Genomic DNA, 15,823 nt, shown 5'->3' with positions numbered 1-15,823 from the left:
CGGCGCACTGCCCGACGCAGGAGGCGATGTGGGCGCGCCTGGCGCACCCGGTGCGGCAGGCGCGCCCTTGGTAACGCGCTGCTGAGTGCCTGCCTGCTGCTGGGCCAACTGGGCGATGACCTTGTCGCGCTCGCCGTACAAGGTGATGGTGCCGCCAGACATCACCAACACACGGTCAAGACGCGACAGGATGTTCGGGCGATGCGACACGATGAAAACCGTGGCACCGCTTTCCTTGAGCTTCTGCAGCGCAACACCAAGCGCCTTCTCACCCACCTCGTCGAGGTTCGAGTTGGGCTCGTCGAGCACGACCAGCCGGGGCTTGCCATACAGCGCGCGGGCCAGGCCGATACGCTGACGCTGACCGCCGGACAGGTTGACACCCTCGCTGCCGATGACCGTATCGTAGCCGTCGGGCTGCATGAGGATCATCTCGTGAACCCCAGCTATCTGCGCCGCTTCAACGACCTTTTCTGGGTCGACTTTCTCGAAGCGGGCGATGTTTTCGCTGATACTGCCCTCGAACAGCTCGATATCCTGCGGTAGGTAGCCGACGTATGGCCCTAACGCTTGCTTGTCCCAGGCGGCGATATCGGCGCCGTCGAGGCGCACGACGCCATGCTGAGGCGGCCAGATGCCCATCAGGGCACGGACCAAGGTGGACTTACCGGCCGCGCTGGGGCCCACAATGCCAACGATGGAACCCGCTGGCGCAACGAAGCTGATGCTACGCAAAACCGGCGCCTTGGCGCCTGGCGGGGCGACGATAAGGTTTTCTACCTGGATGTGGCCCTCTGGCGCAGGCAGCGGCATGCGCTCAGGTTCTTTCTTCAGGTCATCCATCACCTTACTTAGGCGGTCGTACTGAACCTTTGCCCCGACGAAGCCTTTCCAGTTAGCGATCATCTGATCGATAGGCGCAAGCGCTCGCCCTAGCAACAGTGAACCCGCCATGAGCAGGCCTGGATTGATTTCGTGGATGATGACCAGGTAAGCGCCTGTGGCGAGCATGATCGACTGCGACCATGTACGGAAGGTTTTTGATGTCGAGGTGACCACAGCACCTTTATCACTGGCTTCCGACTGCAGAAGCATGATGTTGCGCTGGCGCTTGGCCCAACGATTCATCAGCGTCTCAAGCATTCCCATCGACTCGATGACTTCCGCGTTACGCAAGGTCTTCGCAGTCACCACGTTAGACGCGACATTTTCCTTGTTGGCGTTAGCCAGTGCCTGGCCAGTCACCCGATGGTTGATGAATGCAAGCACGGTAAGCGCGATCCCGCATCCTACGGTGATCCAACCGAACCAAGGATGGAACAAGAACATGACCAGCGTATAGATGGGAAACCAGGGGGCATCGAAGAAGGCAAACAGACCAGACCCGGTGAAAAACTGGCGAAGGGAGGTCAGGTCGTTGAGTGACTGGGCCGTTGCGTCGCCGCCACCGCTGGTGAGCGCCCTTTTGAAACTCGCACGGTAGACATCGCGACTGAGCAGGACGTCTAGCCGATTGCTGATACGCACCATGATTCGAGAACGCACCCATTCGAGAGCACCGGTGGTCACGACCAGTATCGTCATTATGAGCGTCAGCATGAGCAAGGTTGAGGTGCTGCCAGACGGTACAACGCGACCCGACACTTGGATCATGAATAAGGTCGGCACCAACATCAGGGCATTGACAAAGAAACTGAAAAAGCCTACCGAAAGGAAGCTGCTTTTACAGGCTTTGAGGGCAGCTTGCAGATTGTTGTCAGATTGAGAACTCATGGTATCCATACTAAGGATTGGCGAAAGCGGCAGGCAGTGTAACACTCACCAAAGAGGGCGGCGCGTAGGACTATACCGAGACCGGTTTGTTCACTCAAAGGCTCAAGGTTTCATGAAACTCTGCGCTGCGGACGAAATCGAAGCGATGACTAACTTCAGCCCCCACAAAGCGACAGACGGCCTTGCCAGACTAGAAACCGAAAGCGTTTCGTCAAAAAAAAGCCATATTTTAGAGGTATGCTGCGATAAATCATAAGCTCCTGATTTCTCAGGTTTTTGTTGGCGCGCGAACATTCCCACCGGTTCGCTAGGATATCTCTCGCCAGGAGCTGACGATTACGACGCTTGCAACTAAGGCCTTCTCCAATATGAAATTTTTTTTAGCCTTTTGGTTGACATCTTTCCTCTCTGGCGGCATCTTCACCAGCCGCAGGATGCCTTAATGGCCGTTTAGTGTATGCACGGGTCTGAGCGAGTTAGCTACCAGTGTTAGTGCTTAAAGGAGCTCAACAACGCCATGTCTATACCTTCGCAGACCCTCGATGGCCTGAAAATCAGCTCTCGCGTGACCTTGCTCGAGCCGGGCATGTACATCTTCAGGTATGCCTCGCAGCCACCTGCCGACAAGCCGGTCTGTATTGCGCTACAACAAGCGCCACTGGGTAAGGGTTCGATCGACTTCTTCCCCGGCGAAGGCATCAGCAAGAACATGCTGCACAAGCTGGGCGACACCATCGTCGCGCGTGTCAAGGGTGGCGTCACCACCGTGCTGATCACCGAATATCACATGTTCGATGCCACCATCGAGCCCATCGACTTGCGTATCGACCGTATCGACAATTCGCCCGCTATCATGCGCGGCTTCTCGGTCATCGCGACCGCTGCTGCCCCCACCGCCATCGAATCCGATCAAGCCTCAGCCGCTCTTACGCTCACTGCGTACGTACAGGACGCAGGCGAGGTTGTGTCAGGCACAGGTTGGATAGGTCAGCACAACGAGACCCGTTTGCTTGAAGGCTTTTGCATAGACTGGGAAGACAAGCCTGAAGGCGTTGATCTGGTCTACACCTCGACCACCGCCGGCTCCGGCCCTAGACCCAACGTAACGACCGGCACCTACACCGGCATGCGAAATCAGTCGCTTGGCCTGGTCGCCGCCGGCTTTACCCTGGTCGGCCCGAACCGCCATTTCTACGAATTACTGGGCCACATTGTGTTCAGCGGCCATGCGCCGCAGCTGATCGTGCCCAATCAAGTCATGCATGGCCCCACCGGAATGGAACCTTTGGTGGCGCTGCATATCTGTATCAAACCCGTGACGAAGATGAACGCTGCCCGCTATAAGTCTCCGTGGGACAACTCTGCAACCGAGCAGACTCTCAGTAGTGCAAGCCAATCGGCTTGAAGTAACAGGAATTACTCATGCAATACGATAGCCCACAATCGAGCAGCGCTCTGCAAACCAGCCTGTCTTCCGACAGCGCCAACCTGTCGAACGCTACCCTGGCAGCGATCAACAGCCTTCTGAACCTGGACACCACCGATACCGTCGGCATCGCCGGCATCACCGGTAACGCCGTTCAGCTGCCAACTTCCGGCACCGCTGACATCGTCTTTGGCGAAGTCGAAGGCGCTAAAGGCGACCAAGTTACTGTCGACCTGGCCGCTGCTGAAAACGCTGGCGTCAACGCCTACGTACTGCAGAGCGACGCCAACCTGGTCGTCAACCTGCAAGGTCAAGCTGCTGCTTCTGACGAAGTTCAGACTCTGGCTGCTGCCGTTGCTCCAGCTGCTGTCGACACCTCCGCCATCCAGATGGTAGTTGCTACCGGTAACGGCGACGACATCATCAACGTCAAAGGCGACCAGAACACTCTGATCGACGCTGGCGACGGCAACGACACCATCACCACCGGCAACGGCAACAACACCGTTATCGCTGGCAACGGCAACAACAACGTGACCACCGGTTCGGGCGATGACACCATCATCCTGAGCGGCACCAACCACGCTGACGTCGTCAATGCCGGTGCTGGCTACGACATCGTCCAGCTGGACGGTTCGCGTGATGACTACACCTTCGCTGTTGGCAACAACTTCAACGTCAACCTGACTGGCAACCAAACTGCCTCGATCACCGACGCTGAGTTCCTGACCTTCGTTAACGGTGACACCACCGAAACCGTAGCTCTGGCTCACAGCGATGCCGAAGCAGCTGCCCTGCGCCTGTACCAAGGCATCCTGGGTCGCGACGCTGATGCTGGCGGCGCCAAGGCCTTCACCGGCCTGGTGAACGACGGTACTTCGCTGTCTGACATCGCCAACCAGTTCCTGAACTCTGCCGAGTTCGCCGGCGCTGCCAACGAAGCCAGCATCAACGACCTGTACAACACCCTGCTGGGTCGTGCCGCTGACACTGCGGGCTCCGACGCATGGGAAGCTGTACTGGCCAACGGCGGCACCCTGGCTGACGTAGCAGCAGGTATCGCTGTGTCCCAGGAAGCTCAGGACCGCGATGCTTCGAACGGCGACTTCGTTCGTGACCTGTACACCAGCGTTCTGGGCCGCGAAGCCGACGAAGCTGGCCTGGACGCTTGGGTATCCCAGCTGTTCAACGGCACCGGCCGTGCAGACGTTGCCAAAGGCATCGTTGGCTCGGTAGAAGCTGCTGACAAGTCCAACAGCGACTTCATCGACGCTCTGTACCAATCTGCTACCGGCCGCGCTGCCGATGCAGATGGCAAAGCTGCATGGGAAGCTGTTCTGGACAACGGCGGCACTCACGCCGACGTCGCTCTGGGCATCGTTGGTTCCGCCGAAGCCATCGCACACATCGACAACGTCGTTGTGCTGCACGGCCAGGTGTAACTAGCCCTGTCGTAGCGAAACGTACCTCCGGCCGCAAGGTCGGATGTATGTGAAAGGGGGCGACTTTCGAGTCGCCCCTCTTTTTATTTCTTGCCGTTAAGCCAAGCTTATGTCCAGACAACTCGACCGTGGGCGAGAAACGCTCATGGACATTTTTCATCGGCATCGCCAGGCACAAGAGCCCGCCCTCGCCGCTTTAGCGCTCGAGCAGGCCTTGCACGTTCCCGAGTACCGCCCGGAAGCACTTATCTGGAAGGGTATCGAGGCATTGCCAAAGCATCCCAAGCTTGCGTTTATTTTTTTTAGCAATGCCCTCAACGATTTGCCAACACGGCCAGACCTACAAGCGCTTCTGGGCCGCTGCCTGCTGGATCAGGCACAGCCGCAATTCGCTACCCGTTTTCTGGCAGCCGCCTGGCAAAAGCAGCCCAACGATGCCGGTCTTCGGCAGATACTTTGGCATGCACGCAGCCAATCCGACCTGCCTGAACACCTCGAGCGACTCATCCTTGCTCAACTACTCGATATCACCTCGCCCCAAGAGCTAAGTCTGGTTTTCAGATTACTGACTGCCTGCACTCAACATCCAGGCCCTGTAGGGGTCGTTCGATATGAGCCGGGCGCCCAGGAGATTCAAGGCTGGGCAGTGGATCTCAAAAACCCAGGCGAAGCGTGCATCGTACAGTTCGAGCTCAATGGACAAGTCGTCGACGTGCCTGCCAATCGCCCTGATGCCCTTCTGACGGCTGCGGGCGTGACGTCCAACCATGGGGGCATTCGTGCCAAGCTGCCTAACGCCGCTGCTGTGGTGGGTGCTCGCTTCAAGACAGGCCTGCCTCTGCAAGGTAGCCCTATACACGCTATGCCGGATTGGGTACCGCCTGCACCCCTTGCCCGCTCAGCCAAGCACACGACCGTGGACGTTCTCATTCCGGTCTATAACGGTATTGATGAAACGCTTGCGTGCATCAACAGCGCTATCGAAACTCGCCGACTCAATCGCACTTCTCATCGCCTTGTGGTGATTGAAGACGCTACCCCGCTCCCGGCGCTGCGCAAGGCGTTACGGGTTCTGGCAGGCAAGAGCAAGATCACACTCGTACAGAACTCCACCAATCTTGGGTTCATCCGTAGCATGAACCGCGCTATGGCAATGAGCTTGGATAGGGACGTCATTTGGCTGAACGCCGACACACGTGTGCATGGGGATTGGATCGACCGACTGCGCCAGGTGGCATACAGCGACCCACACGCCGCCTCGGTCACCCCCTTCACCAATAACGGCGAGCTGATGAGCTTCCCGCAAAGCCGGGTCAGCCATTCGATGCCGTCGGCCGATCAGCACGCCGAACTCGACACACTGGCCAAGCTCAACCCGGAGCCGCCTGTCGAACTCGAAACAGGTTGCGGTTTCTGTCTATACATCAAGCGCGAAGCCATCGACCAAGTGGGCTACCTGGATGAAGTCGAACTGTCGCGTGGGTATGGGGAAGAGACCGACTGGTGCCTTCGCGCCCGCAGCTTTGGTTGGAAGAACCTGGGTGCCCCGAACGTGTTCGTTGCGCACCAGGGCGGTGTATCGTTCGGAGAAGAAAAGAACCTGCGCGTTGCTTACAATAATGCGATTCTTCGTCAGCGCTATCCCGACGCAGAAGCCCGCTACGAGGCTTTCTGCAGGCGTGACCCAATCAAACCGGCCCGCCAAGCACTGCAACGTGAACGACTCACCCACTGGCTCGTACAGCACCCGGACCTGTCGAATCATCCTCGCTCAGCCCTGCATATTCACGACGGCAGTTGCCCACAGACGCCTTACAGTTTGACATGGCACCGTGATGGCCTGCGCAACTGGGTAACGCTTCATGCGCAGTTGCTGCCACTTGAAATCAGTCTGGACTACACACCCCGTGAATGGCCGCAATTGGTTCAGGATCTGGCCGGGCTCCCCTTGAGCGAGCTGGTGTTTGAACGGCTCGTTAATGCGCCTTCGCCTATTTGGGATCTACCCACCCAAATACATTTGCCCTACCGCATTCGTTGTAACGATGACGCCTTGCTGGACATGAACGAAAGCGCGCGTCGCCTTCGATTCGCCACATCGGCAAGGAGCATCGAGCTACCCTCGGACGCGCAGCTGTCTCGTCATGCAACCGCGCTGCCTGGCGCCAACCTGGTGGTAGATACAAGATCGAAGCCAGCAGATGGTGATGAAGATATTCAGGGCAGCACCTGGTTGATCGGCGACGACCTGAGCGATGCTCACGTAGCGATGCGCTGGATGGAGCTTGCGCAACAAGTTACGCGAGATCGATTGTCCGCCATCTTTTTAATCGAACCTAGTCAACCGTGGATCAAGCGCCTCCTAGCCACTGGTTCGGTTCACGCGCTGCCGGACCTTGGAGTGTTGACGATGACTGAAAACCTCGCTATGTCAGGTTGTGGCGCTATCCTGAGCCTGCAACCATGCGCCGCCTCAGGATGGCGCGCGGCTGCACTTGCCAGTGATCTGAGCCTTCCTTTGCATGCGCCGTATACACCACAAGCCGACGCCGCGGGCATGCTCGCTTTCCATTTTCCTTCTTTGACCGAGCCGGCCTGATGTCACAACACGTCTTGGATGAATTCTCAGCGGACACTGCTTCGCTTCCTCGGGCCCGCTTTCTGGGGCTGATCACCGGGCTATACGGCGATGTGCTACAAGGCTGGGTCCTAGACACACAGAATCCGGGTCAGCGACTGATTGTCGAAGTCTACGTTGACGGCGCAAGCGTTGCGATTGCCCGAGCAGACCTGTTTGAAACAAGCGCAACTGACGGCGACCAATTCAACGGTTTCGCCGTACAGCTACGTCGCAGCTGGCTAAACCAGGCCTGCCATATCAGCGTCAAGATCGCTAACGAGCCTGTGTATTTGGCGGGCGACATAACTCTGCCTGCTCCGTTCGGCAATGAGCCAGACCTCGTTGCGTCACAGGTCTGGCATACCGGCGGTCTGGGTATAGCCGGCTGGGCATGGGACACGCAGGCACCGCATCAACGAATCACGATCTGCGTACGTGAGGGCGGCAAGCAAGTAGCGAAGGCTGAGTGTAACCAGCACAGCCAGGCTCTAGCTTACCGCGATAGCAGCGATCACGGTTTCGTAATTCAACTGCCCTGGACATTTGCCGATGGCAATCCACATGTATTGACTGTAGAAACCGAATCAGGTGAACCACTTGCCGGTAGCCCAATCACTCTCTGCTGCTGGCCAGAGGGAATCGAAGGTCTATTAAGACAATTGAATCCTCAGGATGACGATGCACTGGTCGAGATGATCCATGCTGTATCAAAGGAGCAAAGTCTTCGACTGCCGAAGAGTGCTGGCTGGCACCTCTACCCACAGTGGTTCGATGCTTTCCAGAAAAAGCTAAGTTTCACTGCTCCAGAGGTTGTGAAAAGGATTGGCGTGCTGTTATTGACAGAAGGCGATTCTGACCTGGAAGCGATAAGCTTGCGGAGCATTCCAGAAAACACTGCGACCTACACCATAGCTCACGGCCACCCTGATAATTTGAAGCAAGCATTAACGCAATTGCTGGAATCAGGGTGTGAGCAGATCGTACCGATGCTCGCGGGCGATCACCTGGCAACCAATGCCTTGCCCCTCTTGAGCACTTTACTGGGGGACAGCCATGCCTGGTGCTACTCGGATTGCGATACAGACAGCCCCGAGGGTGAGCGTAGTCATCCATGGTTTAAACCTGCCTGGGATTTGGACCTGTACATAGGTGCTGACATTTTCAGCCCTGGATGCATTTTGAGTCGTCAGATCATTCTGGATGCGCTGGAGTCGATCCCTGAAGAAGCAGGCTCTGAGCTGGACTGGCATCTCTTTTTTGCTGCTGTCGTATTCATCTCAAAAAAATTTAACGCAGATGTTCGTCATCTCACATCCGTGCTGTATCACCGCCACAGCAACCGACACAAGAGTCCAGAGCTTGCCCCCCTAGATAAGCGTCGACAGAAGGCTATATCTTGGCTTTGCGATAGTATCGATCCCGGTGCAACTGTCACTCCGGTGCCCGCTTATCCATCGCTGCTAAGAGCACACTGGCCCCTTCCCGAGACGTTGCCAAAAGTCACGCTCATTGTGCCTACTCGAGATCAGGTTGCGCTCTTGTCAACCTGCATAGATGGACTACTGCATAAGACTGACTATCCACATGTTGAAATCATTGTGGTTGATAATCAGTCCAGTGACCCAGCAACACTGGCTTATCTAAACAGCTTGCCTGAGGCCGGAGTTAAAGTCTTACCGCACCCCTACCCTTTCAATTACGCAACCATTAACAATTGCGCTGTTGCGCACGCGAATGGCGACCTCATAGCATTGGTGAACAATGATATTGAGATTATAGACCCGAACTGGCTGGGGGAAATGGTAAGCCAACTGAGACCAGGCGTGGGGGCTGTCGGTGCGAAACTATTGTGGCCCAACGGCATGGTGCAGCATGCCGGGGTTGTGGTAGGCGTTAATGGCCTGGCTGCTCATACTGGTAACACTTGGAATGACACAGACGCAGGTTATTTGGCTTTCAATCAGATCACGCGCAGACAAAGCGCTGTGACTGCAGCGTGTCTGTTGACTAGCAAGGATACTTATCTGGCAATCGGAGGCCTGGACGAGCAGGCATTCCCTGTAGCATTCAATGATGTCGATTTCTGTATGCGACTTAATGAGCAGGGACTAGCGCTAATATGGACTCCATTCGCCAGACTTATCCATGCAGAGTCCGCAAGTCGCGGCAAGGACCTAAGCCCGGAGAAGCGTGCCAGGGCAATGCGTGAACAGAATTATTTCATTGAACGCTGGACCGCCAGAGGCTGGCTTGACAGCTTCTACCACCCAGCGCTGAGTCATGACTATCTGAGTGGGCCATTTGGCGGCTTAGCGCTGCCACCCTTGGAAAGGGACAAACCATCACCAGCCGGAAGGTCGTCTCCCCGGCTTCACGCTTGAGAGATATTCATCTACAGAACCGATGCTTGTAGTCTTGAAACTTACCTAGCAAGGACGGAATAACATGAAGCACCTTGATTGTACGCTCCGCGATGGTGGCTATTACAACGCCTGGGACTTTTCCGATGCGTTGATCCATCAGTACCTTACCGCCATGCAGGCAGGGGGAATCGATGTCGTAGAACTAGGGCTACGTTCTCTGAAAAACGGCGCCTTCAATGGTGCTTGTGCCTACACCACAGATGCGTTTTTGACATCGCTGACCCTGCCTTCTTCGCTGACAATCGCCGTCATGGTGAACGCCAGCGAACTGGTGGGCCAGATGCCATGCGTTGAAGTTCTGGAACGTTTGTTCCCGGTCGGCGCAGAGCAATCCCCTGTCGACCTGGTCAGGATTGCGTGCCACGTACATGAGTTCGCTCCGGCATTGAGCGCCGCCACATGGCTCAAAGAACGAGGCTACCAAGTGGGCTTCAACCTGATGCAGGTAGCCACTCGTTCAGAACAGGAAATCAGGCAGCTTGCCAAGCTGGCAACCGAGTATCCAGTTGATGTGCTGTACTTTGCTGACAGCATGGGGAGCATGTCGCCTGATCAGACGGCGCAGATCATCCAGTGGTTGCGTGCCGAATGGAAGGGTCCGCTTGGCATACACACCCACGATAACCTCGGTTTGGCACTGTCCAATACCCTGCGTGCACTTGACGAAGATGTAACTTGGGTCGACTCGACGGTTACAGGCATGGGCCGAGGTCCGGGCAACGCCCGTACCGAAGAGCTCGCGATCGAACTCGCCGAGCGTCGAGGCAAACCCAACAATCTCATTCCACTCATGACGTTGCTGCGTGAGCATTTCAAGCCCATGCAAAACAAGTACGGCTGGGGTACCAACCCCTATTATTATCAAGCTGGCAAGTACGGTATTCATCCAACCTACATCCAGGAAATGCTCTGCGATTCACGTTACGGAGAGGAAGACATCCTTGCAGTGATCGCCCACCTTAGAAATGAAGGCGGAAAACAGTTCAGCCCCAATACACTCGACGCCGCACGTCATTTCTACCGAGGTAAACCCGAAGGCCAATGGAATCCAGATTCAGTCTTCGCGGGGCGTGAAGTTCTCCTACTCGGAACAGGTCCAGGCGTCGCTAAACATCGCCAAGCACTTGAACTCTACATTCGTCAACACCACCCTGTAGTTTTGGCACTCAATACTCAAAGCTCCATCAATGCGGAATTGATCGATCTCCGAGTCGCCTGCCATCCCGTCAGGCTGCTGGCTGACTGCGAGGCGCACCTGTGCCTGCCTCAGCCATTGATTACACCTTACTCGATGCTACCCGCCGATGTTCAAACGGCGCTGCAGGGTAAGGAAGTACTCGACTTTGGTTTAAACATCGAAGCCGATAAATTCGCTTTTGAATCAACTTACTGCACAACGCCAACATCTCTCGTCATTGCCTATGCGTTGGCAGCCTCTACAACCGGTAAGGCTCAACGTGTGTTGATGGCAGGTTTTGACGGATATCCCGGAGAGGATCCGCGCAACAACGACACCAATAAGCTCTTCAAGCTCTATCAAGAGACGGCAGGGAGCATACCGCTGTTGTGCATTACGCCTACCAAATACGATATTCCTTGCCAAAGTATCTACGGACCACTGAAATGATCGAGCACCAAGTGACGTGTTTCCTACCTTGCCGCAAAGGAAGTCAGCGCGTTCCCAACAAGAATATTCGACCGTTTGCCGATGTACCCCAGGGTTTGGTCGAAATAAAGTTGAAGCAGCTTATAGCTACTGATTCGATCGACCGTATTGTGTTGAGCACGAACGATGAAATCATCCTCGACTATGCAGCGTCACTAAACGATAGCAAAGTCATACTTCACCATCGAAGTAATGAACTGTCATCGAGTACAACCAGCACAGACGATTTAGTGGCGCACGCGCTTGATCTCATTCCTGATGCGCACATTCTTTGGACGCATGTGACTTCGCCATTCATTACGTCCAGCCATTATGAAACCATCATTCAGGAGTATTTCAAAAGTCTTGAAGCGGGCCACGACTCGCTGATGACCACGACGCTGATCCATGGTTTCTTGTGGCAGGATGGCAAAGCGATGAACTACGACAGGCAGGTCGAAAAATGGCCACGCACTCAAACCCTGAAGCCCATTCATGAAGTCAACAGTGGCGTGTTTCTCGCGCATGCATCGGTTTATAGAGAGCAAGACGACCGTATCGGCAAAAGCCCCTTACTGTACGCTATGGATAAATTGATCAGTCATGATGTGGACTGGCCCGAAGATTTCGTGCTCGCCGAATGCTTGCTTGGAAAGGGGCTTGTGACCTTATGACTACCATGCATAAGAGCGTAAAAGATTATGGGACAATCGTGTTTGATTGTGACGGGGTGGTTCTTGACTCTAACAAGGTAAAGACTCAGGCTTTTTATCAGGCTGCACTCCCGTACGGCGAATCTGAGGCACAGGCCCTAGTCGACTTTCATGTGGCCAATGGCGGTATTTCTCGCTACAAGAAATTCGACTACTTCAGTGCCGTAATCTTGCCAGCTCCACTCTCCAAGGACGAAGTAGAGACGTTGCTTTCACGCTATGCCCACTACGTACAGGATGGGCTTTTGACTTGCAAGGTCTCTGAGGGCTTGCGACGCTTGCGCGCTGAAACCAGCAGTCGCTGGTTAATTGTGTCTGGCGGCGATCAAGCCGAGCTGCGCCATGTATTCAACGTCCGAGGCCTGACGGACTTTTTTGAAGGAGGCATCTTTGGAAGCCCTGACACAAAGGACGAAATCCTTGGTCGTGAGGTGCGTAGCGGCAACATAACTCAGCCGACACTTTTCATAGGTGACAGCAAATACGATCACCAAGCCTCGACGGCTGCTGGCATGGACTTCGTCTACTTGAGCGGATGGTCTGAAGTCAAAGGCTGGCGCGAATGGTGTGAGATGCAGGGAATTACTCATATCCCAGATCTAGCTGCACTTTCATAAGCAGTGCCAAGGTGTCATGTGAGCCATCGTCTTGAAACGAGTCTGGCTTTGGGAGTTGATTCTTCGTTTAATTTGGTTAGATAACAATTCAACCACCTTCCAGCGCACGCCATGATGTTACTCATCATGGCGTGTTGCAAATGGCTGCCTGTGTTGCTGACTGAAGAATCATCCATCCAAGCCGGTATCCACCTTCAATTCTGAATTTCCAATCAGCAGGGCCTTCGCTGGGTGCACTCTGCTGGTCATCCTGGATCCCACGCGGTGAACCATTCACGTTAGTCAAGCTCATAATTCCAGTGCATGCTGTCTAGAGATGATGGTATGCGCTGATACTGGCCGTTCGCACAAACTCGAAATCCACTGCAACCCAAATAGATTCAAGGAGATCCCTGAATGGATGGTCTGCCTGTTGTGTCAGTGCCTAGTACAGCCCCGGTCACATCGTCTATCACCAGAAACGGAGAAATGCTTGCGAAGTTTGATTCAGATCTCGGACACTGGATTTTGACGAAGCCGATCCATGCTCTTGTAGGTAAGGCACCTTCTGCAAATCCTCAGGAGTATGAGCCCAGCGCTTTTGAGTTGGATGATTCACCTAGTTTAGAAAAACAGCCACTGCTGGTAGCGAAAAACGATTCAGCTCCTTCATCCAGCAAGGCAGAAATGTCCCAGGCGACTAATATCCCTGAAACTTCTCAGAGCTTTGATCAACGCCCATCGAATGTATATGTCGATACACCCGCACGCATCGAAAGAAACACCAACGATCCCGCCTATCGTCTCGCCGGCCGCGTGTATCAAGCCACAGCGACCATAGCCAAAACGGCTGCCAACCGGTACTGGATGGCATGGCGTGCTGATAATACAAACGCAAAGGAAGGGCCCGGAAATTTCGCAGTTCTCGCCTATTCGGATGATGCGGGCAAGAGCGCAAAAGAATATGGCTACCTTACGTATTCGCCCGACCATCCTGGCAACCAGATCGTAGATCCAATGCTCTGGAAAGACCCTAGCGGCCGGCTTTGGCTATTTTACGGGGTTGTAGGAGATGACAAAAGGTATGACGGCGTTGGGGGCTCATGGGCAGTGATCTTAGATGATCCCGATGCGAAGAACCCGGTTTGGGGCGAACCATTTCGTCTCTCATATTATGGGGTTCCTAGACGCCCGATAGCGGTTAATAACAAGTGGTATATAGCAGTTGACGGTTGGAGGTTTTCTGCGGAGGAACCCCCGCAATATATGCAACATGTCGGCCCGCATATATATGAGCTGAACTGGCATGACCGGAAAATGGAGCACATAACACAACTCCCACCTAACAACAAGGGCCAATACAGCGGATTTTTCGAAACAGAGTTTGTGCAGAAGGAAGACGGTAACGTGCTGGCGCTTCTGAGATCGTATGGAGGCTCTTCACAGATGCAGTACTCCACTAGTTCTCCTGATATGCGAAGCTGGACCGCATGGCAGGACTATAATGTAGCCGAACCAAACTCGTCTTCTCGGTCCTGGTTGGGGAGGACTCCGTCTGGAAAAATGCTGCTATGTTGGAACAACGATCTTGTTCGCAAGTCTCTGACAATTGGGTTGTCGGATGACGATGGGGCCACTTATAAATATAGACGCCTTTTAGAACCAGACTCTTCGCTGCAAGTATCCTATCCGGTGGTTGCTTTCGGAGATAAAGGTGAGATCCTTGTCATCTACGACAACGGTCGTGAAACCCAACGACAAATCCGCATAGCAAAAATTAACGAAAATCAGATTATTTATGGTACAGGCTCGCCTGAGGTTAATGTGATTAGCGACCCAGCTCGAGCCAAATAGAATTCAACTCAAAGCCGATAGGCATATAGATCACAATGGGAAGGAAGATTTGAGCTATGCGCCTATCCAAGCCAGTATGAGCAGCATTCTGATGTAGGTTTTAATCTAGGGTTGATAAACCTCAAACGAACTGGGAAAGGGGGCTCCGCCCCCGTCTTCAGAAAATGTAAAATTTAGTTCGCAGCAAAACTCGATGTAGATCTCCTTCCCATACTCGGCGAACTGAGTAGTACCTAGCGTAGCTAGCGTATCTACCAGTTATCAAGGAAAGCTCTCAACAATAGCCCAGGGCAAGCGGTTGCCCTGGGCTGGAACAATCACTAACTATTAAATGCTTTCTCGATGCTTTCGAAAAAATTACTGCTGAATTTAGCACGCGAACTTTGGAATCTTGCAAACACTGGGGCAAAATTTACTTTGCCATTAAAGCTAATATCTGCATAACGCGATTCTGACGGAATTTTACCCAAGCACTTCACGCCGCACTTCAAGGAAAGCTCACCCAGACTCAACAACGCCTGGCAATCCGAGATTTGTCCAAGAACCCAATCATTTCTGGAATTATAGATGTCGTTGATCGACTTTCTCGAAAAATCAAAAGCACTCAGGAATTTCCACCCCGCATCGACTTTCTTACCGCTATAAAAGACGATGCTCGACTTAAGTATCAGGCACTGACAGTAGTTCCAAAGACTCAGATGATTATAGTTAGGCGGGTAATTTAAAAGCGTAGCGTCCAGAGTTCGCTCAGCCTCTTCAATCCGATCATTCAACAAGAGAGCAAGTGACAACGCCGTGGCAGATGAAATGCCCCACCGAACAATATTGGGCGTTTTGGTAGTCGGCGCATTATCGAACTCAATCTTGCATCTATTGAGCACATCGAGTACCCAGCCACGCCCGTCGGGCGCTTCGAGATACTTGTAAGCTGAGAGCGTGATAAGTGCGCCATAAAAATGGTTGCTGGTTGGCATGATGCTCAACGCACTGAACGCGGCCAAAAATAGTTCGTTGTTGTCCAGCCCGCGAGTTGCGGCATTGATAAGCTTACGAGTGACGTAAAACTCATCGCTCAGCTTTCCTGAATCAAGCCGATATTTCTCAAACAATGGGTCCAAATTTATCTCACCGCCCTCTGCCATAAAGCGCAGTGACTGGTAGATATCCAGATCGCAAATATCTACCTCAAGTGTTATATCACCAGTCGCAGAGTCGACATTGGACTTTGGATAAAGCGTTCTTGAGCCGTTGACTAGCTTAAGGTCACCTTCCGCGGTTACCTTGCTTAGCTGCAGCTTGACAGAAGATTGACTGACAGAAATTATTTGCAT

Annotated in this window: 10 protein-coding genes; 8 read left to right on the top strand and 2 right to left on the bottom strand. The window is 54.0% G+C overall.

Going from position 1 to position 15,823, the window contains the following annotated elements; all coding sequences use genetic code 11:
- Positions 1–1,773, bottom strand: a 1,773-nt coding sequence (locus RT028_RS00490; protein ID WP_312931177.1) for a type I secretion system permease/ATPase, incomplete at its 3' end; no start/stop codon positions are given.
- A gap of 586 nt (positions 1,774–2,359) precedes the next feature.
- Between RT028_RS00490 and RT028_RS00485 the strand changes: the two genes are divergently transcribed.
- From RT028_RS00485 to RT028_RS00450, 8 genes are all read left to right on the top strand, one after another.
- On the top strand, positions 2,360–3,178 hold the full coding sequence (locus RT028_RS00485) for a hypothetical protein (RefSeq protein WP_312931191.1): 819 nt from the start codon (positions 2,360–2,362) through the stop codon (positions 3,176–3,178).
- Positions 3,179–3,195: 17 nt separating this feature from the next.
- Positions 3,196–4,641, top strand: coding sequence for a DUF4214 domain-containing protein (locus RT028_RS00480; protein WP_312931175.1), 1,446 nt, complete (start codon positions 3,196–3,198; stop codon positions 4,639–4,641).
- A gap of 145 nt (positions 4,642–4,786) precedes the next feature.
- On the top strand, positions 4,787–7,240 hold the full coding sequence (locus RT028_RS00475; protein ID WP_312931173.1) for a glycosyltransferase family 2 protein: 2,454 nt from the start codon (positions 4,787–4,789) through the stop codon (positions 7,238–7,240).
- Positions 7,240–9,642: a glycosyltransferase gene (locus RT028_RS00470; protein WP_312931170.1), complete on the top strand. Its 2,403-nt coding sequence runs from the start codon at positions 7,240–7,242 to the stop codon at positions 9,640–9,642. The genes RT028_RS00475 and RT028_RS00470 overlap by 1 nt, the downstream gene beginning before the upstream one ends.
- A 64-nt stretch (positions 9,643–9,706) precedes the next feature.
- On the top strand, positions 9,707–11,311 hold the full coding sequence (locus tag RT028_RS00465) for an aldolase catalytic domain-containing protein (RefSeq protein WP_312931168.1): 1,605 nt from the start codon (positions 9,707–9,709) through the stop codon (positions 11,309–11,311).
- Positions 11,308–12,003, top strand: coding sequence for an acylneuraminate cytidylyltransferase family protein (locus RT028_RS00460; protein WP_312931165.1), 696 nt, complete (start codon positions 11,308–11,310; stop codon positions 12,001–12,003). Before RT028_RS00465 ends, RT028_RS00460 begins: the two co-directional genes overlap by 4 nt.
- A gap of 5 nt (positions 12,004–12,008) precedes the next feature.
- A complete protein-coding gene (locus tag RT028_RS00455) occupies positions 12,009–12,659 on the top strand; it encodes an HAD family hydrolase (protein WP_312931162.1) in 651 nt (216 codons plus the stop codon).
- Between the two features lie 396 nt (positions 12,660–13,055).
- On the top strand, positions 13,056–14,492 hold the full coding sequence (locus RT028_RS00450; RefSeq protein ID WP_312931160.1) for a sialidase family protein: 1,437 nt from the start codon (positions 13,056–13,058) through the stop codon (positions 14,490–14,492).
- 320 nt (positions 14,493–14,812) lie between these two features.
- Here RT028_RS00450 and RT028_RS00445 read toward each other — a convergent pair whose 3' ends face one another.
- On the bottom strand, positions 14,813–15,823 hold the full coding sequence (locus RT028_RS00445; RefSeq protein WP_312931158.1) for a hypothetical protein: 1,011 nt from the start codon (positions 15,821–15,823) through the stop codon (positions 14,813–14,815).

Source organism: Pseudomonas sp. (assembly GCF_032058845.1).
GTDB lineage: Bacteria > Pseudomonadota > Gammaproteobacteria > Pseudomonadales > Pseudomonadaceae > Aquipseudomonas.
This window is presented reverse-complemented; position numbering and strand designations above follow the sequence as displayed.

Excerpts from the sequence above, each read along its gene's own strand:
- RT028_RS00485 (WP_312931191.1), top strand. The coding sequence starts at position 2,360 with ATGTACATCTTCAGGTATGCCTCGCAGCCACCTGCCGACAAGCCGGTC.
- RT028_RS00480 (WP_312931175.1), top strand. The coding sequence starts at position 3,196 with ATGCAATACGATAGCCCACAATCGAGCAGCGCTCTGCAAACCAGCCTG.
- RT028_RS00475 (WP_312931173.1), top strand. The coding sequence starts at position 4,787 with ATGGACATTTTTCATCGGCATCGCCAGGCACAAGAGCCCGCCCTCGCC.
- RT028_RS00470 (WP_312931170.1), top strand. The coding sequence starts at position 7,240 with ATGTCACAACACGTCTTGGATGAATTCTCAGCGGACACTGCTTCGCTT.
- RT028_RS00465 (WP_312931168.1), top strand. The coding sequence starts at position 9,707 with ATGAAGCACCTTGATTGTACGCTCCGCGATGGTGGCTATTACAACGCC.
- RT028_RS00460 (WP_312931165.1), top strand. The coding sequence starts at position 11,308 with ATGATCGAGCACCAAGTGACGTGTTTCCTACCTTGCCGCAAAGGAAGT.
- RT028_RS00455 (WP_312931162.1), top strand. The coding sequence starts at position 12,009 with ATGCATAAGAGCGTAAAAGATTATGGGACAATCGTGTTTGATTGTGAC.
- RT028_RS00450 (WP_312931160.1), top strand. The coding sequence starts at position 13,056 with ATGGATGGTCTGCCTGTTGTGTCAGTGCCTAGTACAGCCCCGGTCACA.
- RT028_RS00445 (WP_312931158.1), bottom strand. The coding sequence starts at position 15,823 with ATGCAAATAATTTCTGTCAGTCAATCTTCTGTCAAGCTGCAGCTAAGC.